This window comes from Aneurinibacillus aneurinilyticus ATCC 12856, from assembly GCF_000466385.1.
GTDB lineage: Bacteria > Bacillota > Bacilli > Aneurinibacillales > Aneurinibacillaceae > Aneurinibacillus > Aneurinibacillus aneurinilyticus.
Window position 1 is genome coordinate 19,191 of the sequence record NZ_KE952854.1, and the last position, 18,020, is coordinate 37,210.

Below are 18,020 nucleotides of genomic sequence, written 5' to 3' on the forward strand. Positions count from 1 at the left end.
CAGACGAACCGCCATGACACGATGGCGATGCCTCGCGATTTGAAATGTACGTTCGTATGTGCGTAGCGCTTCAACTGTCCAACCATGATTACAGGTGATTCTTAACGTTCTCATTACGTATCGTCTCCTTATCCGTTGGTTTTAGCACCCGTATAGACAACTTTTGGGAGACATAAGTATGTAGAAAAGCTAATCGCGATTTATATAGGTTTATGATTTCTTGATTTTTCTCTATGTTATTGCTGTAGCGTTCTGTACTTTCGTGAACAATATCATCTAGTACCTTTTCAAAGGAGTCGATTTCCTGCCATAGTTGTTGAACAGATTCATAATTTGCGGTTTTAAGTTTTTCAAATGCATTAATTAAACTTTTCTTTGTTTGAATTTCTTTATCCGTTTGCTTCAAGATTCTTCGTCTATCTCTATACATGATGTAGTGTTTTTTGAAGTTCTCTCGAGCCCCTGTAAGTGAATAGTCTTGATTTGGACCGCCCCAAACTTTATCTGCGTGGGGATCATCTTGTCCATCATCTTCCCAATTACATAATTCCTAATCTTGTCTTTCCTCTAGTGTGGGATAGCCACAACAAGGACAATTATGCCGATTCATCTTACACTTACCTTTCATTTTCAGACATCAACTATTATTTAGGCTGACCACAGCTAGCACACAGCTTTGCGTTTGGCGTTCTCGTAAATACGTAGGGTCGATATCACCTGATTTATATCGAATTTTAATTTTATTTTACTATTTTTCAACAAAATGTAACATATATTTGTAAAAATTATAATATATTTTACTATATAGGGGGTATTTACCTTAGGGGGCGATTATGAATAAAATAAATTATTTAGATGGATTACGTGGACTAGCTGCATTAATTGTTGTGTTTTCACATTATGTCCGGGGGTTCTATCCAGGAGTATATGAAAATAATCCAAAAAAAGTTCACTTGCAGCCTGAGATCGAGTACTATTTTTCACAGTTTCCCTTTAGTATGTTTTATGCTGGTAATTATGCTGTTTGTATCTTTTTTATACTGAGTGGCTATGTATTAAGTTATAAATTTTTTAAATATAATGGTGAATTCACGCTAATTCCTGCCATAGTAAAACGATATTTCCGTTTGGTAATTCCGATTTTTTTCGTACTTATAATGTCATATGTTTTTGTTGAAATGGAGTTTTATTTTAATAAAGAAGTGAGTGATATTACACTATCTTCAAGATGGTTGGCTCTTCTATGGCAAATTGAACCGAATTTCTGGGACGTAATTAATCAGACAATCTATGGTGTATTTATATTTGGTAAAGAGTCTTATAACGCAGTTTTATGGACTCTTAAATACGAATTTTATGGATCAATTTTAGTCTTTAGCATATTGGCATTTTTAGGTCATAGCAATAAACGATTCTTCTTGTATTTAATTTTAGGTATTGTTTTTATTAAGACTTATTATATTGCTTTTATTTTAGGCGTTTTCCTAAGCGATGTATATAATTCTAAAACTGATTATAATTTTAAAAAGTTTTTTATTATAAAGTCAAAATCTATTTTATGCTTTATGTTTCTTTTATCAATATTCTTTGGAACATATGATGAAAAAAGAAGTAATATTCATCAGTACCTTAAATGGGGATTATTTGATTATCTAGGGATAAATCAAGCTATATTCTTCCATATTATAGCTGCCTTTTTAATCATGGTAATGATCTTAAACTCAAAAATTCTCCAAAAAACTTTTGAAAGCACTCCTTTTAAATTCCTCGGCCAATTATCTTATTCTATTTATTTACTACATCTCATTTTTTTAGGATCCCTATCCTGTTATTTATTTAAGTTATTTTACAAATTCGGTATTTCATATAATATAAGCTTTTTATATAGTTTTATTTTATCTTTCACTGCGTTAATATTTATATCTTATTTAATGTATAAATATGTAGACTTGAATGGAATACGATTTTCAAAATATTTGACAGGAAAGTTTTTCAAATGATAAAATTTACTAAAAAATTAAAAGCGCATAATTTTCATATCCTGTGCTAGCTGACGGGAAGGCAATTTTTCGGATGCCCATGCTTTAGCTTGTATACCAAATGAAAGCAATTCTCCTGTTTTTTTATCAAAGCTTAAGGAAGCATCTGTATATTCTTTTGAATTTCCGATCTCCTCTTCTAGTCTATCGCTAAGTTCCACCAGAAAAAGCTGATCATTCTCCCGACTTCTGTTTGCAATAATATTCAATTTCTTCAATTCTGGCTGAAGAGTAGTTTGTTTCCATTTTAAGTTATAGCCTAATACCTCAGCAATTTCCGTTGATTGAGCATAACCTATCTCATCAATGATGATAGTGGTGTGTAGGCCAACGTCGCCTTTCCATTACCTAACCCCGTACTGCGTTCCCTACCGCCTATACAAAAAGGTAGGAGCGGTTGACCAAGCACATCCATCAAGTTAAAAAATTTGTTGTTCCCAAAACCAAAAAAATGAGAATTCAGCTTATTTTTTGGTTTTGGGGCATTTCTTTTTGTTAGCTTAATGGCGATATACTGGGAATCCATATAGGGAGGAAAATATAAAATCATTTGAAGCAACTTTTATTCATCATAGCTCTCCAACTTCTTTATCAGTTCTTCTGCTGACACATTTGGAGCTCCAGCATTAATTCGGAGGACTTTTTCTTGGCGCGCTTTATTTATTCCTTCTTGGGTTGTAAAAAAGAGGCGAATATTATTCTCTTTTCCTATTTTTAATACAGTATCGTTATACGCACCAAATGGGAAGCAGAGGAGGGATTCATGGTTGTTTAATTCTTGCTCCAGGCGTTCGTTTGCAAACTGAATATCCTCTTTTATACGATGTTGATATTCACCTTCGGTCTCCGTCCTTTTCTCTTTTTCTTTGTATATTGGTGTTATGAGCGCAGGCTTTGTTTCTCGCTGCTCGTTTGCGTTGCAGAGCGTATGCTGGTCATATGTATGGGAATAAAAGCTCATGCCGTTTCGTTTCATTTCCCGCATGTCCTTCCAAGTAAGGTGTGGAAGCGCCTTTGGATTTGGTATATCAGTTGCGCTTACAATGACAAAATTTGTAGCAGTATAGCCGTACCTTAGTAGGGTTGGGTATGCTTTCGAATAGAAGCTCTTATAGCCATCATCAAACGTAAGAAGAACGGCATTCGGCGGCACGCTTTTATTGTCTTTCATAAAGGCAATAAATTCATCCATCGAAATCACATTGTAGTTGTACTTCTTCAGTTTTTTCATATGCTGTTCGAAAAGTTTCGGTGTAATCGTAGCATCACTTTTTATCTTTTCATCAATATGATGATAGGTGAGCACAAGTACCTTGTTCTCATAGTGAGTATGTGGTGTGAGCTGCGGATACAACAAAGTACAAATAAAAATAGCTATTAAAGCAAATAACAGGTTTGTCCATCGTTTTTTTTCTCTCATATAGCTGCCTACCCATCTACTCCTTATGACGATTCTTTCGTTTTTGTGTTCGCCGATGGGAAGCTCTCTCTCCAATTCCTTATAAGTTGTTTTCATCATCTATCCATTAGATAAATAAACATATTGCTTGGTTCACACTATTAAATTTTTATTACTAAATCTCTTTTTGTATAGAAAAATAAGGCCACCTGGTCTTTATCTGCAGTTCCTTATACAATTTTTGTATGGGACCATATATCAAATCCAAGATGTCAACTATGGTTTTCCTTTCCTATTGGTGTGACTTGCAAGCACAATTTTCGCTTATCTAAAAAGCGTGAAAATATTCCCTCTAGAAGCAATAGAAACGGTGCAATAAGATTCTATTCCTCATATCCGAAAACATAGAATTGGCCTTTTGAAAACACAGTTGGATACTCCGCTGTAGTATTCTCAAGTTCACTCGCATAGACGTTCATGACTTTATTCGTTCCTTTTTCCACATCAATAAATACTGGAGTATCAGAGTCGCTGAATGTAAGCGTATATACTTCTTTGCCATCCTTAACTGTCAAAGAAGAAGCTTTCAACGGTTCTTTTTGTAAGCCCAAACAATTCAGGCCTACAAATGTATCTTCTGCTGCTTTCAACACTGCTTTATCCACTTCTTCACCCGTAATTTAGTCATGCGTTATTCTGTAACCGGTATAGCCATTTCCAATTCTTTAATGTACTCTTTGACCGGTTCACCATTACTATCCAGTAAGAATTCACCATGGTTTTCATTTTTATCTTTGTACACATGCAAAAATGGTTTAATTGTGAAAGATTTTGGCGTCACCTTAAATGGTTCATATGTGTAATCCTTGTATGTGTAACGCTTGGATCCTTCATCGTTGCCTTGACCACCTAAAAGTTCCAATCTAGTTCCATGATCATCAAACACATCGTAACCCAATTGTAATATTGTTGTTTTATCATCCTTATATCTTTTAGGGATTTCATTGGATGTCCCATCTTCAATAATAGACACTCTTGTTGTGCTCGGGGAGAGTTCTGCTTTTTCCAGGGTCACGCGGATATGATCGAACTCTTTAGTTATACCAGACGACAATACAATATTATTGTTAATGCTCTTCTTGACCGGAACATTGATTGTAAACGGATCGTTAACGCCTTCTAACGTAAGTTTCATGGTTAAATCGAATTGATCAGGGAAGGCCGGATCACCAAGTCCTTGATTGGACAAATCAGAAAACCTGAGTATGGCGGAATCCTTATCCACACCAGGACCCCATCCAACGTTAATTTGACGTGCAAGTGACTCAGATAAGTGAGTAAGGGGCTTCCCGTTCATAAACAGATCAACACGCCGGATTGTACCTTTTGTGCCTTCAGGCTCCGAAATAACCTCACCGTCTGTATTCACATGACTTCCATTAAGATAGCTTGTCAGGCCTGGTGCTTTCCGATGAATCGCCATGGAGACACGCGTCCCGTCATACATCACCTGAGGCACACTTATCGTAATGCCATCCTGTGTATCGCTCTGATTTCCTTCTGTTATTAATCCTTTCTCATGAGCAGTCCGCAGGCCGAGGTCTCCCGCCAGCTTGAAGACGTTACTCACCAATGGAATATTTCCCAACGATTCGGCCATTGCTGGTGAAACAAAACCGCTTCCGATAATACCAGCTCCTAATGCCGCTGCCGTAGATGCAGCCACCAACGTTTTTTTCATACGCTTCGTTTTGCTGCTTCTCCTATTTTTTTCTTCGAGTCGATTCATAATTTTATTACTGAAGCTATCCACTGGCATCTCCATGCTTTGAATGGTGTGCCGGATGTGCATCAAATCTTGAGAGTCAGTTTGATTTGGCAATTTCTCCACTTGCCACTCCTCCTTTATACATTTTTTGCTGGTGTAGCTTTTTGCGAAGCCGTTCATACTTCTTACGCAGCGTTGCCGATTTGCAATCCATAATCTGGCCTATCTCTTCGAAGCTGTATTGCTCAACCACTTTGAGTAACAGGATATTCTTCTCTTCCCGGTTAAGGGGCATAAGCAATTCATGAATGGCTTGTTCAATACCCGCTTGCTTATTATAGTTGTCATAAAATAGAGTCTGCTGCTCTTGGTAAAGTGAGACGAGCCGTTGCCAGCGGCTTTGTTTTCGAATCTGATCCAAACAGTGATGATATGCAATTTTGTAGAGCCATGCAGAAAAGGTCTCTCGCTCCTCGTAACGGTCTATATCTTGATACGCCTTGATAAATATTTCCTGTAGGGCATCTTCTGCTTCTTCGCGACTCTTCAGGATGCAGTAGCAATACGTGTAGATTTTCTTTTCAAATTTGCGAATAAGAATGGCGTATGCTTGTTTATCACCAGATTTCACTCGATTTACGACGAATTCGATATCCATTGTATCGTTGTCCTCTTCCTTCGCCCTAGGGTTTAGTTGTTCCAACTGATCACCTCCCTGTATGCCCGTTACATAACTATAACGATATGAACAGCCCATTTTGTGACATCAATCAATAAAATCCTAAATATTTTTTGAGACTTTATTCATCCGACTACATGGAACAGCCTGAATACGTAAATAACGTATATTGAGTTTTTAGGTAAATGAAAGGACAGTAAGATGAGTTCATAGGTGAATGATGGCACCCATATTCACTGAGTGCCTTTTTCCATTATCTAAGAAAAACACGGTAGTTACTTTTTGTAATTTCATATACATTTGTCCCTGATATCAGTTACACTGGTACCCTGATCGCCATCAAGGTAAGACAAAACCATATTCCAAAAACGAAAAAGGCGCCATCCTTTCTATGTATAATAGAGAAAGAATAACGCATTTTTTTGCTTTGGGGGTGCAATAAAATATTAACTTGATGGCGATGCGGCTGTACCCCTATTTTCTCGTATTTGTGTAAGAATCTCATAGCCAATTCGATTTAGCGTATCGTCCATTAGTCTTGGCCGGTAATTAGATAGAATCACTACTCCAATGGAATTGCAGGGATCACAGCCTAAAAAACTAGAATACCCATGAGTGCTGCCATTATGCCATATGATTCCGTTCCTTTTATCGATTATCCAGCCTAATCCAACTCCAAAGTTCTTTCCTTGGCTAATATGCTCCTGCTGGGTGACATGAAATGGTTTACTCATTGGATGATCGGTACATATTCCCAGGTATACCGAGAGGAATTGAAGTATGTCAGTAACGGTAGAACGCAGCGCTCCAGCTCCTTCAAACACCTTCATAGCTAATTCCGGCTGATTCACATCTTTACCTGCGTATCCCGGAACTAATCGATTTCTTTGATCAGGTGATAATCTTATAGCTGTATCTTGCATACCAAGAGGTTGACAGATGAACTCAAGCAGAGCTTTCTCTAAATCTGTTCCAAGTTTTTGCGCTAAACATCTTCCAAGTAATCCCATCCCTTCATTGGAATAACGAAAAACCTTTCCAACTCTACTAGGTGGTACCCTACTTAAATACGTAATGGCTTCCTGAACATCAAACAAACAATAAGGATCGCGGTATGTTTTTTTGTCAAATCGGTTCATGATTGTTTTGATCAGTGATATTGACGGCAACCCGGACGTGTGCGTCGAGAGGTGTTTGAGTGTAACTGGATGTTCAATCTGTAAGGTTTGCTCATACTTGCCTATTGAATCATCTAGATAGACTACACCTTTTTCTACTAATAAAGACAGCAATGAGGTAGTAAATACCTTTGTCAACGATCCAATTTCATATACGATATCTTTATAAGATACTTTATCTTCTAGAAGTGAATTTCCGAAACCGAAAATTTCCTGCTTGGATTGATTAATGATGCCAATCGATAAGACAGCATATTTTCGTTTGTCTATATATTGCTGGAGCATTTGTCGAGTCGATTTGTCTAGAATGCTTAACAATTCTGTATTCATTCAACATCACCTCTAGTTTGAATACGAGTTCCTGGATATTGCTGTGGAATAAGTTCACATGAACTATTTTTTTCCCCTTTAAGATGCCGATCCATAAAGCACAATATCCGTCCAGGTGTATGTTATAGTCCCCACCTTGTATGGACCTGTTGGGGGTTCAAACGTGAATACCGGAAAAATTAAGGGTAGGCATACAGCTGCTATACTAAAAGGTAACGCAAATAGACTTAGTAATACAGGCTTCAACCTTCCTTTTACATTTTTAGTAGGAACATGGCGCACATACCACCCATATTTAAACAATACAAATATGGCACTGAGATACACTAATCCCATCTGCCAGCGCCATCCTTCCAAAATTAAGTGGCAAAGACCGATGATAACAAATAAAGACGAAATTCCCCACAATACAATATTCGTTGGGCGATTTCGAAGCCAGATTATTTTCCACAATGCGCCAATACTCAAGAACATAAGAAACATCTCAAAAAATCTCATATATATCACTCCCATTACACATCTCTAAAATTAACCATAATAAATATTTTATTTAACTTAAATATTAAACAAAAAAAATTACCTGCTCTTTTGCTCCTCCTCTATGATTCGCTTTAATTTATACATAATATCCCTCAGTGCTGTAATATCTGCTAAATCGAGCTTAGAATAAAAACGTTCAATAATTGATAGTTCAATTTCTTCATTAATTTTTATATATTTAATTCCCTTAGTATCCAGTTCAACAAAAACTTCCCTGCGATTGCTGGGGTTGATGGAGCGTTTAATGTATCCGTTTTTTTCCAGCCTGTTTAATGTCTGACTTACAGCGCTTGGGCTAATGTTCATGAGTTTCGAGATATCTCCAGTGAGAATGCGACCATAATGATTAATATGATTGAGCATGATAATTTGGCTATTGGTAATACTTTCGTCCAATAAATTTTCATACTCTTTGGTTAGCATAGAATTACACGCATACTCAAGTTCATTTATTTCTCTAACACAGGCTATAAACTCCGCATTCATTTTACTCACCTCAATATTTTATTCTACTTAAAAATAAAGCAATATGTCAACAACCATCAGAGAATCATTGCTGACAAATAATTACACTGAATTTACATTAAAGGTAATTATTGCTAATATTGCTCTATAAAGAATGGGAGTGGATAGAAGTGTCAAAACAATTGATCGGTAAATTTCTTATTATTTTAGGTTTTGTACTCATGATGGTTAAGGCTGTATTTTTCCAGTCCTATGAGTTCCGTTATATCTTTACTTTGATTTCATTTGGGCTCTGCCTCATTGGTTTCATGCTTGTTCCTAATTACCCTACAAAAAAAGACGCAAAACAAGAATCTATATAAATTACACCACACCTGTTGATTATCCATATATCGGAAGAAAGAAGGTACACACGCTCCACACAGAAAAACAAAGAGGACGCACGCCGTATGCGTCCTTCTTTTCTTACCTCTCACCACAAAAATGTGTCAATTTATCAAATCAGATGTATATAGCAGCTTGAGCAGGCGGAAATGGAAAAGGAAAGCGAGTCTTTCTTTATGTCCGAAAAATCAAGGCCCATTATACTCAAATAGACAGCAAAGTACCGGCTTCTATGTATTTTCAAGACTTCAAATAGGTAAAAATAGGTTGTAAGGTTATATATTTGGGCTGGATCTCATGGTCATGATGCTATATCATGGTCATGATGCTATAACCCTCAGTTTGCAAATTGCTCATCCCTAATCTTTTTAATACCTTCTAACAAATCAAAAGAAATATTTTTCCATTCAGCAAAATCTTTTGGATCAGCCTCCTCCCATAATTCAAAAAGCTCTGACCGATTGTGGTTGTCAACATCCAACGCTAGTTCTAGCAATGAAATAAGCTGGTTCAAAAAAGTCAAGGTTACTGTTTCTTTGATCAAAGTAAAATCTATTTTTTTAGCAATTTCATGTATAGGATTGACACCGAAAGAATTTAAAACAAGTTCAGCCATAGCAAGTACAGAACTTCCTTCATCAACTTCTAAATAATCCTCTTCTTCAACAATTTCACGAATCCTAACAAGTTCATCTGTTATTACAGTAGGGCTATTTTCTACATTCAAAATAAAGTCACATGCGCTATCATTTTCAAAAACACTTGTACCCCATGCTCCCATTCTGTTCACATCCTCCGCATTTTTGATTTGTTCCATTATAATGGATTTTTTGGTATATAGGTACGCCTTAGATACGTGTAATCTTTTTTACTCCTATTTGTTGCATAGCCATTACCTTTTGTCTATTGCAGCCTGTACAAGTTCGACAGCAATATCGATTTCTCTCCTTTGGCTTTGGCGGCGACAGCCTTGAGCTTGTCCACTCCGCCCCAGATTATATAGACAATATGCTCCCTGACTTGTTCCTCGGGCAATAGCTTGATAGACCCGCCATGCCTGATCTTTACTTTCAGTGAAATAAAATCTAATTTATATACATCTGGTTTGGAAAATCAACAAACTTTTGTGGTAGGAGGTAGAAAAAGACGAAGAAAATCAGAGACGAGAAAAAGACACACTTGCTTTTCTTCTGCTGGAGCGCAGGGCGCATCTATCTCCTTTCCACAGAACGTACATTCCCATTATACAAGGAATCGGAGGAAAAATCTACCGATTTAACATCGTTCCGTGAATCCGATGTTGAAAAAGGAGTCTGCTCCATACAAATTATAGTAACGGCTAAGATACAGAAGCAGTCATAAAAAATGCGCCATCCCTTATAGAATAGCGCATTTTTTCACTTTTAGGGTAGTTATTGCTCCTAGCTTGACGGCGATGTGACAATACCATAAATGGCTTTCCTTCTCTTGGATTTTCAATGGTAAGACTGCCAGAAGGCTCCCTTCGTATCAATAATAGTCATAATTTCGCTATACGGGATACGGAAGGTCGGAAATCCGGCCGCATAAGGAGCGATTTCATACGGATAGAAATAAATGTACAGCGCATCATCATCTACGTAGAAAGGTTGATCAGGTTTGATTCCCTTGTATTGATCCTGCCACACATAGGAATATTTCTCATTCGTTTTAATTTGTTTTTCAATAATAGCGCTTAATACCGCTACATAATTGGCGTCCCTTCTAAACAAATCTTTCAGCTCATAAAATCGGCCGCTTACGACATCGATGTGAGGATAGATTTCTGTCGGCATACCGTGAGCTGCACCGAATGGATAATTGTAAGCAGCAAGCTTAAATACAAGCAAATACTTTCTAAAAAACGGAATGTCAAAGTCACCGAAATAATTATAATCAAGCTGTACATCAGCAGGAATATGCTTTACCTCTGACAGCTTCTTCAGCTTCGTATTGACAGACGCCTGAATGTTTTTATCTGCCATTCCCGATATTTGTGGATAATAGACAAGATAGTCCTTATTCGGTTTGTATTTTTTCTCCTGCACCTCGTACGCTCCCTGCAGGGGAATTATCGTATTCTCTCTCCATACCGTCTCTCCCGCCTTATTCAAATACGAAATCCGCTGATCAATGTTCGCCTTAATCACGTCTCCTTCCAAAGACAATGTTCCCGTACCTGCGACAATCGGCCAGCCTCTTGCCCTCTGTCCACTCGTATTTATAAAAAAGGTATCCGTATCATTATGGACAGAGGCTAGCCTTTCTTTATAAGGCAAAACATCTCTATACACAAAATCAGTAAGCTGATTTCCATTCGAATCGTAAATCGCATACTTTGAGCCGATGAACGGTCTGTCTTTATCTATTGGTATGCCAACAGCAAACCGTTCCTCACCCAGCGTTTCGATACTATTGTATTGTGGCTTAATGATGAACGTACCTGCTTTATCAATTACACCATATCGGTTATGGTAATCCTCCGCAACATTTACAATCGCTCTTCCTTTCTGGAAAGGCTGTACACTCGTATAGCTGGGAGGAAGTACAACCCGGCCATTTTTGTCCATAAAACCATACTTTCCTTGCTCCACTTCTTGAAATGCCAAAAGCCCGTCTCCTTGACTGCCGACAAAAGCATATGAATAATGCTCTTCGACATCCCCTTTTTCATTAAGTAAAGCATATTGGCCCTCTTTTACTTTTACAACCGCATACCCTTTCCAGAAATCATTCGCATACACATAGATTGCCGGAATAATCTCCCGCCCCTTCGCGTCCAAATAGCCATACTGCATCCTATAATTTTGAAATACGGCCCTTCCTTCCTGAAAGGAAGCGATATATGCATACGGTTTGGTGGTAATTTCCTGTCCCTGCTGATCGATTATTCTCGCTCCGGATTTATCCTGTACTATCGCAAGCCCTTCAAAGAATGGCTGAATAAAATCATATTTCGGCTCTACAATAAATCGACCCGCTTCATTAATAATGCCGTAGCCTCCTTTCTTCTCCACAATAGCCAGCCTGTTCTCCTGAAAAGGGTAGGCATAGCTATATTCCGGCAGAATAATAAAACGACCCGCGGAATTGATATATCCCCACTTCGTCCCCCCGACTCCCTTAACTCTGGCAGGGTACAATGATATGCGTCTCATTCTGTTTTTTCTCAGTGCTTGTTCTTTTAAAGCAAGCAGTTCTTTTTTTGAAGGATATGTGGAATGCAGGGCAAGAGCAATATCAACAGCCTGCAAGGCCCGTTGTGGCATCCCTGCCTTAAGCCATGCATCAGCAAGATAGTACCAGTAAAATGCTGCCTGTGGATTTTCTTTTACTTTTTCTTCATAATAAGCGACAACCTTCTTAAAATAGTATGGGTATACATCAGGTGCCGAAATCAGCTTTCCATCCTCCCAGCGATAGACTTCCACCCGATATGCCTCTCCTGTATCATGATGCCATAATGCGATTTCAGATTTTCCATCCTTCCCGTTCTTTCCGGGCATATCTTCCACTTCAATTCGGCTGTAATATACCCCACTGACTATCTTATTGAGTGTTTCGTCTGTATACGTAAAAATGTTAAGTTCAGACCAGATTGCCCCTATCTGCCAACCGATGAGAAGGTCCATCGCTTTCTCACCTGTGATTGGAGCCGTATTTAAATACGTGATATCATAGCCTGGTCCTTTTATTGTTGCCGCTTTATACCAGACATGATTGTAATGCTTTATGATCATTACATATGGATGACCCTCCCATTTATATCCCGCTATAATTTCCGGAATACTGTCACCATCCATATTAGCCACACAAACAGCCACTTTTCGATAAGGTTCCTTCACTATACTTAGCTCAGCGCCTGGAGGCAGATGCCTCCTCACTAAAGCTATAAGCGTAGCGTCCATCTCTTTCCCACCTCTCGGATTCTTTCTTTTATTCCTATGTCGGTACTAGGCGTTATATAAGAAAAACCTGGAATGTAGCCCGATGAGGCTTCATTCCAGGTTTCGTTGCAACACTCTTCTTATATATTTGGCTGACAAAAAAAGCATTCCACTTAGCAAAGTAATAGATGCAAAGAGAAGAGCGCTGTTATAACTTCCTGTTCTTGTCGTTAGTACACCTGCTATGATAGGTCCTATAATTTGCCCAATACCATAGGCAACCGTTAAATAGCCAATGATTTTACTGCTTTGTTGCGGAAAAACACTGCGTGCTTCCGCTATTGTCAACATGGTGATGCCCATAAATGTCGCTCCAAATAAAAGGGCACCCGCTAACACTCCTATAGTATTTGGAAATACAACAGGTAATATAATACCGATCATTTGGGCGATATAAGCAGCATACAATGCGGCTATATTGCTGTATTTTTTAGCGATTACTGACCATATCCAACAGGAAGGCGCGGCGGCTACACCTACAAAAGCCCAGCTTAAAGCCGAAAGGGTACCTAAGCCTGGGATTCCCCCTACCATAGCTACTAGAAATGTACCGCTCACAATATAGCCCATTCCTTCGCACCCGTATGAGACGATCAGCCCGATTAATAAGCCTTTTTTTCTCGCAGAATCATCAATCTGCTTCGCCGACTGCTCTGCTCTGGTCAAGTTGGGAGCATCCCGTGTTAATAACAGTGGAAAAGCACCCATACACATAGCTATAAAGCCTAAGCCTACCCATGTCCACTGCCACCCCAAAAAATCATTTAAAACGGGTACAATCAATCCAGTCAAAAAAATACCGATTCCTACACCGCTATAAAAAAAACCTGACCACATCGTACGGCCTCGTTGCTCTAAATAATCCAAAACAATACCGGCAATAAACACAAAGACAACACCACTGCTAAAACCAGACACAAACCGTAAAATAGACCAATATATAAAGTTCTCCGTTGTTCCCATAAGAATGGTCGTTAAGATGTTTATAACCAAATATACTTTTACATAAAATGATTTTCCCTTACGCCAGGCAAACATGCTGGCAGATAAAGCCCCGAGAAGATAGCCCAGATAATTAGAGGATGCAAGGTAGCCAGCGATTGTTTCAGAAAAATGACTGTGACTCTGCATAATAGGTAAAATAGGGGTATAAGCGAACCTGCCAATCCCCATCGCAACCATGAGCGAAATAATACCTCCTACAAGGGGAATAATTGGATTCTTTATATGTGTTTTATGTCGCATTGATAACCCTCTCCAATGAATATATTGTTTTCATTTATCATAATCGTAGTAAAATCAATAAGTAAAATGATGTTTTTCTATGTTTACCATCAAAAAAAATGATATCAGGATAAATAAGGGGAGCAATATGAATCTTGAAGATCTATATACTTTTAGCGTAGTCGCCAAAGAACAAAACATTTCAAAGGCAGCCGAGAAATTAAATTTTGTTCAATCGAATATTACCGTAAAGATTCAACGTTTGGAAAAGGAATACCGTACGCAACTCTTTTATCGTCATAGACATGGTGTCTCTCTTACTTCAACTGGTAAAACGCTTCTAGGCTACGCAGAAAAAATACTACAGTTAATGGATGAATCAAAAAAAGAGATTACATATCCGAAATTCCCAACCGGGACGCTTACAATTGGGGCGATGGAAACGACTGCTGCTGTGAGACTGCCCCCGCTTCTTTCTGCTTATCATAAGAAATATCCTGCGGTAGAATTGGTTTTACAAACAGATAGTACAGATCAACTTATAAAGAAAGTGGTAAACCGTGAAATTGAAGGTGCATTCATTGGCGGTGAGGTAAACCATCCGGCACTGGATGGAATAGACGTCTTCGAAGAGGAACTAGTCATTATATGTAATAGTAATCATGCATCAAATATAGAAGACACAGACTATTTAAGAAGACAAAATATTATCGTTTTTAAATCAGGCTGCTTTTATCGCAAAGTATTGGAAGACTGGCTGCGCTCCCAAGGGATTATTCCTGAAAAAATGATGGAGCTAAATACCCTGGAAGGAATAGTAGGATGTGTCAGGGCCGGTTTAGGTATATCTCTGCTAACAAAATCAGTAGTAGACGGACGGAATCAGAATAAAGAATTAGTACAATATTCTTTACCTCATAAGGAAGGGAGAGTAACAACTAGCTATGTTTATCATAAAGACAGCGTAAAAACTCCCGCATTCCATGAGTTTGTTAATATGCTCACATCGAAACAATAAAAAGGCATTCCGAACAATCGAATGCCTTTTACTATGATTATGTGTAATAGAGCAGGTTAGACAATAGCAACAATCCCTGCCCAAAAGATAGGCTAGCGGCTACTATCATACTGGGATTCTGTGCTCCGCGTCCCATCCATAGCACATATGTCTCATTCCATTTCTTGTTTGCCAACGGCTATGTCATGCTGTAATATGCCGTTCCATTCCAGCACGGACAAAATCAATACTTTCGTAACTTCGTATACGGACTCAATGTCTACATATTCGTTTGGCCCATGTAAGACACCAGCTGTTCTTCAATAAAATGTTGCAGCTGAGCACTCTCACTTCTGCTTGGCGTATCCATAAAGTTGGCGTTTATACTTTTGAAGCGAACCATTTGTTGCAACAAGCTTATCATAAATTCCTGATTCTGCCCTACCCACTCATTTACACATACTGTCCAATCCGTTTTCATCCTGATGGACCTCCTTTAAAACATGTTGCACTGCCGGTTCCCTAGAATCGCTGCGCAAAAATGCTGCGCTCCCATTCACTCACCTGCTGACAATACTTGTTCCATTCGGTTCGCTTTACTTTAATAAACTCCTCCCAAATTTCACGCCCGATAGTATCAGCCAAAATCGTATCTTCACTTAGGCTTTGAACGGCTTCATCCAACGTACGGGGTCCCCACTGCACGCCTTTCTCAAGCATACTGGCTTCACTTAACACGCTTGCATCCACATCAAGCGGCTCCCCTGGATGAATGCGGTTGCGAATGCCATCCAACCCAGCTGCCAGCAAGCAGACAGAAAGAAGATACGGATTACATGTGCCATCTGCACCACGGAACTCAAACCTTCGTTCCCGTCGTTTTTCTGGAACTCGCACCAGCACAGAGCGATTTGCAGCCCCATAGCAAATATGGGCAGGCGCCCAGGTACCCGGCTGCATTCGTTTATATGAGTTGATGCTCGGAGCTCCAATCGCAATAAGAGAACGGCCGTGTTTAAGCAGGCCACCAATGAAGTAATAAGCTTCTTCTGATAAATCCAAGCCTCGGTTATCGGCAACATCTTTAAATAAATTTTCTCCAGCCTTGTTGTACAGGCTAATATGCACATGCAATCCGCTCCCCGCCAGATGTTGGAACGGCTTCGGCATCAATGTTCCTATCATGTCATGTTTACGGGCAATTTGTTTAAACAAATGCATAAACGTGACTTGATCGTCCGTTGCTTTTAGGCACTGGTCATACCTCAGATTAATTTCCACTTGACCAGGGCCGTATTCACTTGAAATTTGTTCGGTTTTTATGCCCATCTTTTCCATGGAGTATACAAACTCTTGAATGAAGTTCTCCTGAATGTCAACGCCATCGGTAGAAAAGCAATGGCTAGTATCCGCTGGCACCAATTGCCCGTTCTCTTCTTTAAGCAAGTACGCCTCCTGTTCATAAGCCATGCAGATATTGCCGCCTACGAGAGCTTCGACTTCCTGCAAAATCCGTTTCAGCGCATTTCGAGGACATCCCGGCCACGGATCACCATTAATGTCTACCAAGTCACACAACATGCGTGCTGTGTTTTTACGATAAGGAATGATAGCAAAAGTAGAAGGATCAGGAACTGCAAAAAAATCCCCATCGTTTGCGCCATACATGGGATTGGGAATATACTCGTCAAACATATCAAAGCTCATGATCGCCGTACTGAAGTTAATACCTTGCTCCATGGCACTTGCCACATTCTCTTTGCGAATAGTCCGGCTTCGTGTAACCCCTGTATAATCCAAAAACTCAATACGTACAAATTCAATCTGATGCTCTTCTATAAGTTGCAATACTCGCTCTTTAGTATACATCATATCTTCTCTGCTCCTTTTGTTAACCAATCAAAGGCAAATTGTGTTAAGATTTTTGCACCTATCGGCAAAATCGCTTCGTCAAATTGGAATTTGGGATGATGCAAGTCATATGTGCCTGTCTCTTCTTTTTGAATACCTAAGCGAAAGTAAGCACCAGAAACTTCTTGAGCAAAATATCCGAAGTCATCGGCTCCCATGGAAGGAGCCTTCAAAGTATGGACAGCATCCGTTCCTATCATTTTGCGTATGCTTTGTACAAGCACACTGCATACGTGTTCGTCATTGACAACCGGAGGAATGCCATCAGCATACCGGAGCGAAACTTTTCCTCCAAAGCTTTCTACTATATGTGTTACAAAAGTAAGAAGGTCTTGTTTTACCTGCTCTCGTGAATGCTGGGTAGTCGTCCGAATGGTTCCTTCCAATCTTGCTTGATCTGCAACAATGTTATTTGCGGTACCTGCCTGTATCCTGCCAACATGAATAACAAGAGGTTCGACAGGATCACGCTGTTTGGTCGCTAGGAATTGCAGAGCACGAATCACTTCGGCTGCAATCGCGATCGCATCTACCGCTTGATGAGGACGGGCTCCATGTCCACTTTTTCCATGGACAGTCATGACAAAATCATCACAGGAAGCCGTCATGGCTTCTGACTTAATACCGACTACACCAAATGGAAGATGCGGCCACAAATGCAGAGCTACCACCGTATCGATATCCGGATTACGCAATACTCCTTGTTCGATCATTTGCTTGGCAGCCCCATCTGCTTCCTCCCCTGGTTGAAAAATACAACGCACCATCCCACTAAGCCGGGAACGATATTTCCAAAGGTGGTACACAGCACCCAGTAACATGGTCGTATGTCCATCATGGCCGCAGGCATGCATAACTCCTGGCTGCCTTGAAGCAAACGAAAGCGCTGTCTCTTCTTGAATCGGAAGAGCATCAATATCCGCCCGTAAAGCCAAATGCGGCCCCTGGCCTACATCTCCGTAAATATCTACAATAACCCCTGTATTGCCAAACTGTTGATAAGGTATCTCCCAAGCTCCCAATTGCTCCATGATATAGGCACAGGTTCGATACTCTTGAAAAGATAGCTCGGGAAACTGATGCAAATGCCTGCGAATTCTATATAACTGCTCTGTGATGGCATTTTCCCATTGCCACATAT

17 protein-coding genes and 1 pseudogene are annotated in these 18,020 nt (G+C 39.4%); 3 read left to right on the forward strand and 15 right to left on the reverse strand.

Annotation, left to right across the window (positions count from 1 at the left end; genetic code table 11):
* Positions 1-88: 88 nt before the first annotated feature.
* A pseudogene (locus tag HMPREF0083_RS18840) lies at positions 89-535 on the reverse strand (hypothetical protein); the annotation flags it as partial.
* 298 nt (positions 536-833) lie between these two features.
* Here HMPREF0083_RS18840 and HMPREF0083_RS18845 point away from each other — a divergent pair.
* Positions 834-2,000, forward strand: a complete 1,167-nt coding sequence (locus HMPREF0083_RS18845; RefSeq protein ID WP_021623260.1) for an acyltransferase family protein — start codon at positions 834-836, stop codon at positions 1,998-2,000.
* Between the two features lie 17 nt (positions 2,001-2,017).
* Here HMPREF0083_RS18845 and HMPREF0083_RS18850 read toward each other — a convergent pair whose 3' ends face one another.
* The 8 genes from HMPREF0083_RS18850 to HMPREF0083_RS18890 form a co-directional block, all read right to left on the reverse strand.
* The gene (locus HMPREF0083_RS18850; RefSeq protein WP_148316020.1) at positions 2,018-2,248 is read right to left on the reverse strand and encodes a hypothetical protein; all 231 of its coding nucleotides are present in this window, start codon (positions 2,246-2,248) and stop codon (positions 2,018-2,020) included.
* Positions 2,249-2,601: 353 nt separating this feature from the next.
* Entirely contained in the window at positions 2,602-3,558 is a 957-nt protein-coding gene (locus HMPREF0083_RS18860) for a polysaccharide deacetylase family protein (RefSeq protein ID WP_021623263.1), read from the reverse strand.
* Positions 3,559-3,821: 263 nt separating this feature from the next.
* Positions 3,822-4,103 (reverse strand): hypothetical protein, encoded by a 282-nt coding sequence (locus HMPREF0083_RS18865; protein ID WP_021623264.1) that lies wholly within the window; start codon positions 4,101-4,103, stop codon positions 3,822-3,824.
* Positions 4,104-4,129: 26 nt separating this feature from the next.
* Complete coding sequence (locus HMPREF0083_RS18870) at positions 4,130-5,329, reverse strand: DUF4179 domain-containing protein (protein ID WP_021623265.1); 1,200 nt, start codon at positions 5,327-5,329, stop codon at positions 4,130-4,132.
* The gene (locus HMPREF0083_RS18875) at positions 5,304-5,909 is read right to left on the reverse strand and encodes an RNA polymerase sigma factor (protein WP_040303828.1); all 606 of its coding nucleotides are present in this window, start codon (positions 5,907-5,909) and stop codon (positions 5,304-5,306) included. The genes HMPREF0083_RS18870 and HMPREF0083_RS18875 overlap by 26 nt, the downstream gene beginning before the upstream one ends.
* A 422-nt stretch (positions 5,910-6,331) precedes the next feature.
* Entirely contained in the window at positions 6,332-7,393 is a 1,062-nt protein-coding gene (locus tag HMPREF0083_RS18880; protein WP_021623267.1) for a serine hydrolase domain-containing protein, read from the reverse strand.
* Between the two features lie 78 nt (positions 7,394-7,471).
* Positions 7,472-7,891 (reverse strand): hypothetical protein, encoded by a 420-nt coding sequence (locus tag HMPREF0083_RS18885; RefSeq protein WP_040303831.1) that lies wholly within the window; start codon positions 7,889-7,891, stop codon positions 7,472-7,474.
* Positions 7,892-7,969: 78 nt separating this feature from the next.
* The gene (locus tag HMPREF0083_RS18890) at positions 7,970-8,419 is read right to left on the reverse strand and encodes a MarR family winged helix-turn-helix transcriptional regulator (RefSeq protein WP_021623269.1); all 450 of its coding nucleotides are present in this window, start codon (positions 8,417-8,419) and stop codon (positions 7,970-7,972) included.
* Between the two features lie 149 nt (positions 8,420-8,568).
* On the opposite strand from HMPREF0083_RS18890, the gene HMPREF0083_RS18895 reads away from it, so the two are divergent.
* On the forward strand, positions 8,569-8,760 hold the full coding sequence (locus HMPREF0083_RS18895) for a hypothetical protein (RefSeq protein WP_040303834.1): 192 nt from the start codon (positions 8,569-8,571) through the stop codon (positions 8,758-8,760).
* A 359-nt stretch (positions 8,761-9,119) separates the two neighbouring features.
* Here the strand turns inward: HMPREF0083_RS18895 and HMPREF0083_RS18900 are convergent, their stop codons facing one another.
* The 3 genes from HMPREF0083_RS18900 to HMPREF0083_RS18910 form a co-directional block, all read right to left on the reverse strand.
* Entirely contained in the window at positions 9,120-9,563 is a 444-nt protein-coding gene (locus HMPREF0083_RS18900; RefSeq protein ID WP_040303837.1) for a DUF4259 domain-containing protein, read from the reverse strand.
* A gap of 694 nt (positions 9,564-10,257) precedes the next feature.
* Positions 10,258-12,708 carry a WG repeat-containing protein gene (locus HMPREF0083_RS18905; RefSeq protein WP_021623274.1) on the reverse strand — a complete coding sequence of 817 codons (2,451 nt, stop codon included), beginning with the start codon at positions 12,706-12,708 and terminating at the stop codon, positions 10,258-10,260.
* A 90-nt stretch (positions 12,709-12,798) separates the two neighbouring features.
* Positions 12,799-13,992 carry a YbfB/YjiJ family MFS transporter gene (locus HMPREF0083_RS18910; RefSeq protein ID WP_021623275.1) on the reverse strand — a complete coding sequence of 398 codons (1,194 nt, stop codon included), beginning with the start codon at positions 13,990-13,992 and terminating at the stop codon, positions 12,799-12,801.
* A 127-nt stretch (positions 13,993-14,119) separates the two neighbouring features.
* On the opposite strand from HMPREF0083_RS18910, the gene HMPREF0083_RS18915 reads away from it, so the two are divergent.
* Positions 14,120-14,989 carry a LysR family transcriptional regulator gene (locus HMPREF0083_RS18915; protein ID WP_040303840.1) on the forward strand — a complete coding sequence of 290 codons (870 nt, stop codon included), beginning with the start codon at positions 14,120-14,122 and terminating at the stop codon, positions 14,987-14,989.
* Between the two features lie 259 nt (positions 14,990-15,248).
* On the opposite strand, the gene HMPREF0083_RS18920 is transcribed toward HMPREF0083_RS18915, so the two are convergent.
* The 3 genes from HMPREF0083_RS18920 to HMPREF0083_RS18930 are packed head-to-tail and all read right to left on the reverse strand — an operon-like array spanning position 15,249 to position 18,018.
* On the reverse strand, positions 15,249-15,449 hold the full coding sequence (locus tag HMPREF0083_RS18920; RefSeq protein WP_021623278.1) for a hypothetical protein: 201 nt from the start codon (positions 15,447-15,449) through the stop codon (positions 15,249-15,251).
* Positions 15,450-15,490: 41 nt separating this feature from the next.
* On the reverse strand, positions 15,491-16,840 hold the full coding sequence (locus HMPREF0083_RS18925; RefSeq protein ID WP_021623279.1) for a glutamine synthetase family protein: 1,350 nt from the start codon (positions 16,838-16,840) through the stop codon (positions 15,491-15,493).
* On the reverse strand, positions 16,837-18,018 hold the full coding sequence (locus HMPREF0083_RS18930; protein ID WP_021623280.1) for a M20 metallopeptidase family protein: 1,182 nt from the start codon (positions 18,016-18,018) through the stop codon (positions 16,837-16,839). The genes HMPREF0083_RS18925 and HMPREF0083_RS18930 overlap by 4 nt, the downstream gene beginning before the upstream one ends.
* Between the last annotated feature and the right edge of the window lie 2 nt (positions 18,019-18,020).